Origin of the sequence: Acinetobacter terrestris, from assembly GCF_004331155.1 — a bacterium.
GTDB classification, from domain to species: domain Bacteria; phylum Pseudomonadota; class Gammaproteobacteria; order Pseudomonadales; family Moraxellaceae; genus Acinetobacter; species Acinetobacter terrestris.
The window spans coordinates 48,777-61,628 of the sequence record NZ_SJNZ01000019.1; the positions used below are offsets into that span (position 1 = coordinate 48,777).

9 protein-coding genes and 1 riboswitch are annotated in these 12,852 nt (G+C 45.4%); all 9 genes read right to left on the bottom strand.

Going from position 1 to position 12,852, the window contains the following annotated elements; translation table 11 throughout:
* Nucleotides 1–36 precede the first annotated feature (36 nt).
* The 9 genes from recJ to aceE all read right to left on the bottom strand — a co-directional run bounded on the left by recJ (nt 37) and on the right by aceE (nt 12,680).
* Nucleotides 37–1,740: a single-stranded-DNA-specific exonuclease RecJ gene (recJ, locus tag E0H81_RS11330; RefSeq protein WP_131318991.1), complete on the bottom strand. Its 1,704-nt coding sequence runs from the start codon at nt 1,738–1,740 to the stop codon at nt 37–39.
* On the bottom strand, nt 1,741–2,397 hold the full coding sequence (gene pdxH / locus E0H81_RS11335; RefSeq protein WP_131318993.1) for a pyridoxamine 5'-phosphate oxidase: 657 nt from the start codon (nt 2,395–2,397) through the stop codon (nt 1,741–1,743). It lies immediately after the preceding gene.
* Between the two features lie 16 nt (nt 2,398–2,413).
* On the bottom strand, nt 2,414–3,745 hold the full coding sequence (gene glmM, locus E0H81_RS11340) for a phosphoglucosamine mutase (protein ID WP_131318995.1): 1,332 nt from the start codon (nt 3,743–3,745) through the stop codon (nt 2,414–2,416).
* Between the two features lie 126 nt (nt 3,746–3,871).
* Nucleotides 3,872–5,338 (bottom strand): IMP dehydrogenase, encoded by a 1,467-nt coding sequence (guaB, locus tag E0H81_RS11345; RefSeq protein WP_131267746.1) that lies wholly within the window; start codon nt 5,336–5,338, stop codon nt 3,872–3,874.
* Nucleotides 5,339–5,514: 176 nt separating this feature from the next.
* Nucleotides 5,515–5,880 (bottom strand): YkgJ family cysteine cluster protein, encoded by a 366-nt coding sequence (locus tag E0H81_RS11350; protein ID WP_131267747.1) that lies wholly within the window; start codon nt 5,878–5,880, stop codon nt 5,515–5,517.
* A 98-nt stretch (nt 5,881–5,978) separates the two neighbouring features.
* Entirely contained in the window at nt 5,979–6,776 is a 798-nt protein-coding gene (locus E0H81_RS11355; RefSeq protein WP_131267748.1) for an oxygen-binding di-iron domain-containing protein, read from the bottom strand.
* A gap of 182 nt (nt 6,777–6,958) precedes the next feature.
* Nucleotides 6,959–7,534 (bottom strand): TMEM165/GDT1 family protein, encoded by a 576-nt coding sequence (locus E0H81_RS11360; protein WP_131267749.1) that lies wholly within the window; start codon nt 7,532–7,534, stop codon nt 6,959–6,961.
* A 72-nt stretch (nt 7,535–7,606) separates the two neighbouring features.
* Nucleotides 7,607–7,749, bottom strand: a riboswitch (yybP-ykoY riboswitch).
* A 192-nt stretch (nt 7,750–7,941) separates the two neighbouring features.
* Nucleotides 7,942–9,963, bottom strand: a complete 2,022-nt coding sequence (locus E0H81_RS11365) for a 2-oxo acid dehydrogenase subunit E2 (RefSeq protein ID WP_131318997.1) — start codon at nt 9,961–9,963, stop codon at nt 7,942–7,944.
* A 2-nt stretch (nt 9,964–9,965) separates the two neighbouring features.
* Nucleotides 9,966–12,680: a pyruvate dehydrogenase (acetyl-transferring), homodimeric type gene (aceE, locus tag E0H81_RS11370; protein ID WP_131318999.1), complete on the bottom strand. Its 2,715-nt coding sequence runs from the start codon at nt 12,678–12,680 to the stop codon at nt 9,966–9,968.
* Nucleotides 12,681–12,852: the final 172 nt, after the last annotated feature.

Consider the following 12,852-nt stretch of genomic DNA (forward strand, 5'->3'; position numbering starts at 1 on the left):
TTAAAAGTCAAAAAACCGCTCATTTGAGCGGTTTTTTTATTGTTCTAAATGCATGACACGCAGTTGTAAACTCACGTTGCCATTAAATTCATTTTTATCCAGTTCATAGACCAGGCGAACACTATCTTGCATGGCATCAAATTCGAATTTTTCACTGGCATTAAAGGCAATTGCTTCCACAATTTGACCATTATCCAAAGCCAAACGCAGTTTTAAATGGGTTTCTTTCAACCAGCGATAATCTAAAACTTTGAATACACCTTCAAAAATCGGCGATGGAAATTTTTGTCCCCATGGGGTTAAGTTTTGCAGCAGATCGACTGTATCAATTTGAAAAATTGCCGTCGGCAATTCACCATCGGTCCATAAAGTGGCATGGAACAACGACTCATCCATAGTCGAGATTAATTGCTCAAAAACCTGTTTGAATTCTTCAAAGTGCTGTTTCTGTATGGTTAAACCCGCTGCAGCAGCATGTCCACCAAAGTGGCTGACCAAATGCGGATGTTGTTCCGCAATCAGTTCAATCGCATCCCGAATATGCACGCCTTCTATTGAACGTGCAGAACCTTTGATATGAATGCCATCATCATCTGCCGCAAAAACGATGCTTGGACGATGAAACTGTTCTTTTAAGCGACCAGCCACAATGCCAATCACCCCTTGATGCCAATGCGGTTCAAACAGAATTAAAGCTGCAGGTAAATCTGCCTGATCCAATTGCAAGCTTGCTAATTCAGATAAAGCTTCTTGCTTCATCTGCGCTTCAACCTGGCGACGCTCAACGTTTAACTGATTCAACTGCTGCGCCAGTGGATAGGCAGTTTGCATATCGCTCGCCATGAGACATTCAATACCTATGTCCATGGTTTCCATACGCCCAGCCGCATTAATTCGAGGACCAAGTACAAAGCCTAAATCTTGTGCCTTGAGTTGAGGTGGCTCTCGTCCTGCAATATCCAGCAAAGCACTAATCCCTGCACGACATTGATTTTGCTGAATCCGCTTAACTCCGGCATCCACCAAGATCCGGTTGTTATAATCCAGACTTGCAACGTCTGCATAAGTACCCAGTGCAACCAGGTCTAAATACTGTGCCACCTTGGAACTTGATTTTCCTGATTTACGTCGGTGACTCGACAGGTTGGCAAGCAAGTAAAATGCAACGCCCACCCCTGCCAAGGCCTTACTTGGAAAGTCGCAGCCCAGTTGATTTGGATTCACCACCGCTTCGGCCGTAGGCGTTTCCTTGGTGGTCAAATGGTGATCGGTAATAATCACCTGCATGCCATGTGCTTGGGCTTGTTCAACCCCAGCATGACTGGAAATACCATTATCGACCGTAATCAGTAGGTCTGGCTGATACTTTGTAAACGCCAGATCTGCAATTTTCGGTGTTAAACCATAACCATATTTAAAACGGTCCGGAACCAAATATTCAATATTTGCGCCCATGTCTCTTAAAGCCAGAACCATCAATGCAGTGCTTGTTGCACCATCCGCATCATAATCGCCAACAATGACTATTTTTTTATTCTGATCAATGGCTTGATCCATAATTTGAATGGCTTGTTCTAAACCTTTCATATTTGGAGCAAGTAAATGCTTCAGTTTAAGTTCAAGTTCTTGTTCGGATTGCACACCACGGCGCGCTAAAATTTGCGCAATAAAGGGCGACACGCCCTGAATATTTTCAGGGCGTGTAATAAAAGGTCGTTGCTGAATCAGGGTTTTTGGCATTTAAGGCATGAGCCGCTGTAATTTCCATGTACCGTCGATTCTTTCATAACTCAAGCGGTCATGTAAACGGTTTGGACGGCCTTGCCAGAATTCGTAATAATCTGGTTGCAAACGATAGCCACCCCAGAATTCAGGTTTGTCCAGCTCTTCCTGATTAGCGACCTGCTGATGCAGATTCCAGAAGCGCTGCTGCAATTCTTCACGGCTGGCGACCACACCACTTTGCGGAGTACTGATATGAGCGGCGATCTGACTTTCACGCGGACGTTTATGATAGTAGTCCGTCGATTCCTCTTCCGAAATTTTAATAACCTTGCCGCTAATCCGGATCTGACGTTCCTGTTCCTGCCAGTAAAACAGTAATTCAGCATACGGATTTTCGGCCAGATCCAGACCTTTCTGGCTGTCATAATTGGTATAGAAGTCATAACCCGCTTCAGTAGCACCGCGCAACAAGACTGTACGTACATGCGGACGGCCCTGTGCATTCGCAGTCGCCAGCGACATGGCATAAGGTTCATGTAGCTGTGCAGCTAGTGCATGATTAAACCATTGCAAAAATTGCATATGCGGATTGGGATTGACCTGATCTTCGTATAACTCGCCCTTTTGATAGTTTAGACGCAGTTCACTCAGATCCTTAATCAGATCACTCATTCACTTTTCCCCTATTTTAAGCGGCGTTGGCACGTACAGCATCAGCCAATGAATTTGCCAGTGTGGTTACCTCTGCAAGATCCTCGCCTTCAACCATGACACGAATAATCGGTTCAGTTCCTGATTTACGAATCAGTAAACGGCCACGACCTTTGAGCTGTTGCTCCGCTTTATCAAATTCAGTCACCAGTGCAGGCACAGCATAGGGATCAAACATGGCTTCTAAACGAACATTCACCAAAACATTAGGCAATAAATGGAAATCGGCAACCAATTCATGCAAGGCTTTTTTCTGTTCAACCATGACCGTCAACACTTGCAAGGCTGCAATAATCGCATCGCCTGTGGTGCTCTTGTCTAGAGTCAGAATATGCCCGGATGGTTCACCGCCAATTACCCAGCCATTTTCATCCAGTGCTTGCAGCACATAACGGTCGCCTACGCTGGCGCGTATAAATGGAACTTGGGCTTTCTCGAGTGCCAATTCAAGTGCCATATTGCTCATCACGGTCCCGACAATTCCCGCAGGTTTATGACTGGCTTGGGTCGCCAGAATATAAAGGATGTTATCGCCATCGACCAACTGGCCATATCTATCCACCAAAACCACGCGGTCGGCATCGCCATCAAAGGCAATCCCCAAGTCAGCTTGATGCTCAACTACTGCTTTTTGCAGGTTTTCCGGATGGGTTGAACCACAATCTTTATTGATATTTAAACCATCGGGTTCGTTATACAGTGCAACAACTTTAGCACCCAATTCTTTAAATACCGAAGGACCCACGTTATAGGCAGCCCCATTGGCACAGTCCACCACAATCTTTAAATTGCTTAAGTCAAAATGGTAAGGGAAGGTTGATTTACAGAACTCGATATAACGGCCGTTGGCATCTTTGACACGAACGCTTTTACCCAGGTTTGCGGTATCTTCAATTTTTAATTCTTTTTCAAGTTCTTGATTAATCGCTTCCTGAACTTCATCAGGCAGTTTTTTGCCTTCGCTTGAGAAGAATTTAATCCCATTATCAAAATAAGGGTTATGCGAGGCTGAAATCACAATGCCTAAACTGGCATGTAAAGCACGGGTTAAATGGGCAATGGCTGGTGTTGGCAATGGCCCCAATAAATGAACATACACCCCGGCAGCATTTAAACCGGCTTGCAAGGCAGATTCTAAAATATAGCCAGATAAACGGGTATCTTTGCCTAAAACAACGATGGGTTTAGTTTTCTTGCTATATTGCTTTAATACCTTCCCCGCAGCAAACCCGAGCTTAAGCGCAAATTCAGGTGTAATTGGAAGTTCCCCAAACTTTCCACGAATACCATCTGTTCCAAAATAACTCATTTTTTACTCACTTCTTATACAGGTGTGATGATATTCATCATCCAATTTTATCCGCAATTACTTTACACCAAAATCAAAAAAGCCGTCATACAAATGACGGCTTTTCATAGCTTGGATTACTAAAAATCAACCAACACGGTAGTTTGGCGCTTCTTTGGTAATGGTCACATCATGCACATGTGATTCAGACATACCCGCTGAAGTAATTTTCACGAATTTCGCATTTTGACGAAGATCTTCAATCACCGCAGAACCGGTATAACCCATAGATGAACGCAAACCGCCCATCATTTGATGCACGATATTACCCATTGGGCCTTTGTAAGGCACGCGACCTTCAATGCCTTCTGGAACCAGTTTTTCAGCACCGGCTTTAGAGTCCTGGAAATAACGGTCTGCAGAACCCGTCGCACCCGCCATTGCACCTAACGAACCCATACCGCGGTAAGCTTTGTAGTAACGGCCTTGGAAGAATTCAACTTCGCCCGGTGCTTCTTCAGTACCTGCCATCAATGAACCGACCATGATGGTGCTTGCACCTGCACCAATGGCTTTTGCCATATCGCCAGAGAAGCGGATACCACCATCAGCAATCAAAGGAATCTGTTCTTTCAATGCATTGGCAACGCTGTCAATGGCAGAGATTTGCGGCATACCAATACCGGCAACAATACGAGTCGTACAGATTGAACCCGGACCAATACCCACTTTAACCGCATCGGCGCCGGCATCAAGTAAAGCCAATGCAGCATCACCGGTTGCGATATTACCGCCAATCACCTGAACTTGCGGATAGTTGGCTTTAACCCAACGAACACGTTCAATTACACCCGCAGAGTGACCGTGTGCCGTGTCGACAACAATCGCATCTACGCCAGCTTCAACCAGTGCTTCAACACGTGCAGGGGTTTCAATGCCGGTACCGACTGCAGCGCCTACACGCAGACGACCGAGGTCATCTTTACAGCTGTTTGGATAAAGCTCTGCTTTACGGAAATCGGTAACGGTAATCAAACCTTTAAGTTCGTTGTTGTCACCAACCACCAATACTTTTTCAATACGGTTTTTTTGTAATAAGGCTTGGATATTTTCTTTAGATTCGTTTTCGCGAACAGTCACCAAACGGTCTTGCCCAGTCATGATGTTGCTGACGGGTTGCTCTAAATTGGTCACGAAACGTGTATCACGACCTGTCACGATCCCAACAACTTTGCCATCTTTAACAACAGGTACACCGCTGATATTGTTGGCTTGAGTCACCGCAATCAATTCACGAACCGTTGTTTCTGGAGTCACAGTGATAGGATCTTTCACCATCCCTGCTTCGAATTTTTTCACACGGCGTACTTCAGCTGCTTGAGCAGTAATATCCATGTTTTTATGCAGGATGCCGATACCACCGTTTTGCGCCATCGCAATTGCCATACGTGATTCTGTCACAGTATCCATTGCAGCTGAAACAAGGGGAATATTCAGATTAATGCCACGAGTAAGGCGTGTCTTTAAGGAGACATCTTTTGGGAGAACAGTTGAGTAGGCAGGGAGTAATAAGACATCATCGAAGGTTAGCGCTTCTTGAACGATGGTCAACATAACAGTCTCACTGGTAATTTCCGTGCGCTATTATAAACAAAAAATACAGGTTTATTCATGCTAATTTCAAAGCGCAATGCAAAATAAATTTTTATTAATGAACATTTACGCGGTTTTTTGTTCAAAAACAGCCACTCTGCTGCATTATGCTGCTGAAGATTTAATTTTATGGACCATTAAATCACCTGATCAAAATCGTCGTCATTAACTGGTTCTGCTGTTTCAACAGTTATAAGCGGAATCATATTGTAGGCACGGCGGGCTTTATTACATTGCTCATCGGCAATTTGCACTTCTTTGCAGCTAGAACTGCGCACTGTATAAATTGCACAGCTGACCTGTTCACCAATTTTTCCCTCGAGCGCTGCACAATAGGGCTGTGCCTGATTGGTGCCTTGCATACACGAGTAAACCGCAGTAAGCGGTTCGGTATACTGCTCCGGCATGGCAATGCCTTCCGCCCAATAGAATGAAACCCGGAAATGAGCACAACATGCTCCACAACTCAAACATGCATCCTGCGTAGTAACTTGAGACAACATTTCTTATAAATTCTCGTCATCAAAAAAAGTTTTTTAGGCGGAAAAATATAAAAAATGTTGCTTTTATACGCAAGATAAATCAGTGAACAGCAAAGATATTATTCAGGGCAGGTAAATACCGTTTCATCCATCAAGTCGATTCCACACTCTAAATTTTCAATCCAGTCCAGGAACTGGTTAATCTGCTCTTTACCCATGAATGGCGTGCCGTGCTGTGGCACGATCATTTCAATATCCATGGTGCGAACCATATTGACCCAAAGGCGAATCACTTTATTGGAACACATATAGCGCTGGTGAAAGCTTTTCATCTTTGGAATATGCGCCGCAAAGTTTTCCAGCGGCTTAGAAGCATCATCCACCATCGACGCGCCCATATCGCCTGAAAACAGAATTTTCGCAATCGGATCGTAAAACTGGAAGTTGCCAACAGAATGCAGGAAATGCGCAGGAACAACAATAATACGTGACTCGCCCAAAGGAATGATCCCACCATGGTCTGGCAATTCAATCAGGCGTTCCAGCCATCCCCCTTTCATTCGGTCACTCATAAAGGCCGAGTTCAAATGCGGTAAGAAACGCGCCCAGAGTTTAGATGCCACCACTTTGGCTTCGGTATACACCAACCAGCGTGGCATCGAAGTAATAATATCGGGGTCTTGGTGTGAAGCCATCACATAATCCAGATTGGTCAGGCGGGTATATTTGTTCAGCTCCATGGTCAGTGGGACATAGGTTAAATCGCCACCTGGATCCAGCACTGCGGCACGTTCATTATCCAGAATTAGAAATTGGTTGGCCTGTACACCCTCACCTTTGACCAGACTGGTAAAGCTAATACATTTATGTGTGCCATTATCAAATAACACTTGTGATGTAGTGCGATCAAATGCCATAACCCATTCCCCCAAATATTGCTGTAAAAGTGCATTTTTTAATGCCCTACAACATATAGGGAATTAGGGCGATTTACAACACAGATATATTGAAATATTGTCAGATTTATCAGTAAATTGTGGCACATTTAGCCATAAAAAATCCCGACTAAAATGCCAGGATTTTTCACTACCATTCGACTTTACAGGAAGTAATGTTGCACCAAAGTAGCCACACCAATGATTAAGAAGATGCTCGCACCAATTTTATGAATCAGTGGAATTGGTAATTTGTCCGCCAGCTTGTTGCCAACAAAGACTGCCGGTGCATTGGCAATCATCATTCCGATTGTGGTTCCTAGCATTACCCAGAACACACTGTCAAAACGCGCAGCCAAAGCGACCGTTGCCACTTGGGTCTTGTCGCCTATTTCTGCCAGGAAGAACAGCACAAAGGTTGCCCCAAACACGCCATATTTTTGCCATTTATTAATATTATCGGTTTCATCTTCCAGTTCGTCTGGAACAAGCATCCACAGTGCCATCGCAATAAAGCCAACCGATACAATCCAAAGCAACACGACTGGGCTTAATACCGTGGTAATCCACTGGCCGAGAACAGCCGATATACCATGATTCAATAAAGTGGCAAATAAAATGGCAAGCAGGATAGGAACAGGTTTTCGAAAACGGGCTGCCAGCAACAAAGCTAATAACTGGGTCTTGTCACCCATTTCAGCAAGGGCAACAATAGCGGTTGAGATGAGCAGTTCATACATGTGATCTTTCTCTGGCTAGCAAAATTTGCCGATGACTTACCGCTCCTGCTAGCCAAAATCTGCGGAGTGATAAATCAAAGGTCTTGCCAACAAAAAAAGCTTTGAGAAAAGCTGAATTGGTTCTTTGCTATGATGACCATGTTCTGTTGAACAATTATGTTGACCATCACCTTTTTACATTGCGTAAAAAGCGGCTACTCCCCAATGAAGTGCGGTGATTTTAATCGCAAAGCTGTTTTTTATCAAATCAATTTGCTGACTGGCTTTTGAAACGCAGGATAAAAAATAAAATTAAGCGATGAAGATGAGATGAGTCCTATGTTCCCGACATCTTCGTAATCTGTATCTATGCCCATAAAAAAACCCTGCCGGAACAGGGTTTTTATGATTCATGCTTTATGAACTGATTAGAGCAATAAAGTACGAATATCCGCTAAAAGCTTGGTCAATTTATGGGTAAAGCGTGCAGCATCAGCGCCGTTAATCACACGATGGTCATAAGACAATGACAATGGCAACATCAGGCGTGGATCAAAACTTTCACCATTCCAGACCGGTTGCATGGTTGCAGGTGAAATACCCAAAATCGCCACTTGAGGCCAGTTCACCAGCGGGGTAAATGCGGTACCGCCAATTGAACCCAGACTGGTAATGGTGAAATTCGCACCTTGCAAATCTTTCGGTGATAATTTTTTCTCACGTGCCTTTTTACTTAATTCACCCAGTTCAACCGCAATTTGCTTCACTGATTTTTGGTCCGGGTTACGCAGTACAGGTACGGTCAAACCATCAGGCGTTGCTACAGCAATCCCCATATGGATTTCATTGCGCAGTAATACTGACTTTTGATCATCCGCCAAATGACCTGCAAAATAAGGCTCTTCTTTTAAAAGATGCGCCAGAGCTTTGGCAATGAAAGCCAAAATGGTCAGGCTAATACCTTCTTTCTTAAAGTTGCCTTTCAACTCGCCGCGCCAAGCTTCAAGCTCGGTAATATCCGCAGCATCAAACTGCGTGACTTGAGGAATGAAGTTATTCAATGACAGTTGCGGCACAGAAACCTGTTGCAAACGTGTCATGGCTTTTTCTTCAACACCACCAAATGCAGAGAAATCGGGAAGTTTTGGCAGACCGGCTGCCTGAACGGCAGCAGCTGCTACAGGAGCAGGTTGCGACGTCGTGAGGCGGGTTTTAACATAAGCCTTCAGATCTTCTTTCATCACACGCGCATGCGAACCAGATGCTTTCACCTCTGATAAAATCACACCCAATTCACGTGCCAGTTTACGCACAGCAGGGCCAGCATAGACTTTCGAGTTGGCTGCATTCTGCTCTTTGGTCAGCTTGTCTGCATTATCCGTCGTCGCTGCCGCTTGAGCGGAAGGTGCAGCCGGGGCTGTTTCTGCTTTTGTAACTGCTGCTTTCGGTGCTTCAGCTTTAGCTGCAACAGGTGCAGCATCTGCTTGCGCTTTACCTTCAATCGTAACCAGTGCAATGCCTTCAGAGACCTTTTGACCCAATTCAACGTGAATCACTTTAATCACGCCTGCTGTAGAACTGGGTACTTCAACCGTGGCTTTATCCGACTCAACCACAATGATGCTTTGATCCGCTTCAACCGTATCGCCGACTTTAACCAAAATTTCAGCAACAGTGGCTTTATCCACCCCCAGATCAGGCACGCTAATTTCAATTGCACCGCTTTGAGCGGGAGCAGCTTCTGCCACAGGTTCAGATTTCGTTGCAGCGGCTGGTACGTTTTCTACCTTTGGAGTCTCAACTACAGTGTCAGCTTGGGTGCCGCCAGCAACTTTGACTTTAATCAGCACCACGCCTTCTTTTACCGTGTCGCCTTCATGAACTTCAATGCTTTCAACGCTACCTGAAACTGAACTTGGCACTTCTACAGTCGCTTTATCGGATTCAACCACGACAATGCTTTGGTCAACTTCAATGGCATCGCCGACTTGTACCAAAATTTCGCCCACCAGCGCTTTTTCTACGCCAATGTCCGGTACCTGAACTTCAACAATGCTGCTGCTCGATGCAGCTTTAGAAGCCTGAGTAGAATTTGCTGCTTGATGCGGCTGATGTGATGCCAGTTCCTGCCTAATTTCCTGATCAGGCAGCGAGGTCGGGGTATTTTCCGAAGTCTTTTCTGAAGCATCCGCCTCTTGCACTTCAGTTGCCGCATTGGATGCATCTTCTGATTCAAGCTCGACCAATGCCACGCCTTCAGTAACATTATCACCCAGATTAACCAAGATGCTTTTCACCACGCCTGCTGAAGTGCTCGGCACTTCAACAGAGGCTTTATCCGATTCCAGCAAAACCAGGCTGTCGTCCACATCAACGCTATCGCCCACTTTGACCAAAATTTCTGCAACGGTGGCTTTATCGACCCCAATATCAGGTGTTTTGATTTGCATGCTTAGTTCTCCTCACCTGTTGGTTCTTTATAATCCGCAACCGCTTGAACTTCTGGATGGGTTTGAGGCGCCCACGCTACTGGACGGTCTGTATCTAGCTCAAAGCTTGAAATCGCATCCTTGACTAAACGCGCATCCACTTCGCCTTCATCCGCTAATTTTTTCAATGTCGCAACCACAATGTGCGCTGCATCGACACCAAAGAAACTGCGCAAATTGCCACGCGTATCTGAACGGCCATAACCATCTGTACCTAAAGTCACATATGGACGGTTGTCGGGAAGATAGGCACGGATTTGTTCGCTATAGGCACGCATATGATCGGTTGCAGAAACCACGATACCGTCGGTACTACGCAATTGCTGAGAGACCCAGCCTTCTTGTGCTTCTTCCGCCAATGGATGCAGGCGGTTGTATTCTTCAACGGCCATGCCATCACGTGCAAGTTCGTTGTAGCTGGTTACGCTCCACACGTTTGAATTGATCTGGTATTCATCACGCAGAATTTTCCCAGCTTTAATCACTTCACGCAGAATCACGCCTGAACCCAATAACTGAACAGTGGCTTTTTCATCTTCTTCAAGCAAGTACATACCACGTTTAATGCCTTCCTCAACCCCTTGTGGCATTGGCGGATGCTCGTAGTTTTCATTCATTACTGTCAGGTAATAGAACACACGTTCCTGGTTGACATACATGCGTTGTAAACCGTCATGCACAATCACCGCAAGTTCATAACCGAAACATGGATCATACGCCACGCAGTTTGGAATGGTGCCGGCAAGAATGTGTGAGTGACCATCCTGATGCTGCAAGCCTTCACCATTTAATGTGGTACGGCCTGCTGTTGCACCGAGCAAGAAACCTTGTGCCTGAGCATCGCCCGCAGCCCATGCAATGTCGCCAATACGCTGGAAGCCGAACATCGAGTAGTACATGTACATTGGAATCATCGGCAAGTTATTGGTTGAATAACTGGTGGCCAATGCCGCCCATGCACTCATCGCACCGGCTTCGTTAATTCCTTCTTGCAGCATGTGACCATCTTTGGCCTCACGATAGTTCATCAGCTGTTCTTGGTCTTCAGGGGTGTATTTCTGACCATGTGCAGCGTAAATACCCAACTGACGGAACATGCCTTCCAAACCAAAAGTACGCGCTTCATCGGGAACAATCGGCACCACGCGGTTTTTAATGGCTTTTTCTTTTAATAATGCAGAAATTAAACGCACCATCACCATGGTGGTCGATTGCTGCTTGCCATTTGAGCCTTTTAACACGGCATCAAATACAGACAACTCAGGAATTGGCAATGATTCACTTTCTTTACGACGCGCTGGCAGATAACCGCCTAAAGCTTCACGACGCGCCTTCATGTATTTCAGTTCAGGCGAGTTTTCGCTTGGACGATAGAATGGAACTTCTTCAAGCTGTTCATCAGTAAATGGCAGGTTAAAACGGTTACGAACGTATTTTAAAGATTCAAGCTGCATCTTTTTAATCTGATGCGTTTTGTTGACTGCTTCAATTTCTTCAGACAGACCATAACCTTTGACAGTTTTCGCCAGGATGACCGTTGGCTGACCTGTTGACTTCATTGCTTCGGCATAAGCCGCATACACTTTGTATGGATCATGACCGCCGCGGTTTAAATTATCAATATCTTCATCACTGAGGTCTTTCACCAGCTCTTCAGCTTCAGGATATTTACCGAAGAAGTGTGCACGGGTATATGCCCCGCCTTTCACTTGGTAACGTTGATAATCACCGTCTACCGCTTCATCCATAATCGCTTTCAGCGCGCCAGATTTATCTTTATCCAATAGCGGATCCCAATGGCGGCCCCATACCACTTTAATGACACGCCAGCCGGCACCCCGAAACAGTGATTCAAGTTCCTGAATAATTTTACCATTACCGCGAACAGGACCATCCAGACGTTGTAAGTTACAGTTCACCACCCAGATCAGGTTATCGAGCTTTTCACGACCCGCAAGTGAAATCGCACCGGTACTTTCTGGCTCGTCCATTTCACCATCGCCCAGATAAGCCCAGACTTTACGGTCTTCTTCTTTGATCAGACTACGGTTCATCAAATATTTTTGAATATGTGCCTGATAGATCGACATGATTGGACCCAGACCCATCGATACGGTCGGGAACTGCCAATAGTCTGGCATTAAGTAAGGATGCGGATAACTTGGCAGACCATTCCCGTTCACTTCACGGCGGAAGTTACCCAGTTGTTCTTCGGTCAGGCGGCCTTCAAGAAATGAACGTGCATATACGCCCGGTGCGCAGTGACCTTGATAATAGATCATGTCACCGCCGAAATGATCATTGCCTGCACGGAAGAAATGGTTAAAACCGACATCATACAAGGTGGCTGAAGAAGCAAAACTGGCCAGGTGACCACCGAGATCGTCACCGGTTTTATTGGCACGCAGTACCATGGCCAAAGCATTCCAGCGAATCAATGCGCGAATACGGCGTTCCATGTCTTGGTCACCCGGCATGGCTGGGGTTTCTTCAACTGAAATGGTGTTGAGATAAGGAGTATTTAGACGCTGAATGGGAACATGGGTAGCGATTGCGCGTTGGTAGAGCTTTTCAAGCAAAAAGGCCGCTCGCTCCGTTCCCATGTGTTGTAAAACCGAGTCGAAAGCATCTTGCCATTCTTGGGTTTCTTGCGCGTCAGTATCACCATAAAACGCCATATTCCACCTATTCCTTGAACCTATATATATTCTCTATATGTACCATACTTTAGCGGGCTTCAGTTATTGCCACAGCTGAATACGGAATAGCACTATTATTTAGATAATAAATACCCATTGACTATTCTTTACGCAATAAAACAAAAAACCGCCAATATAGGCGGTTTTTTTT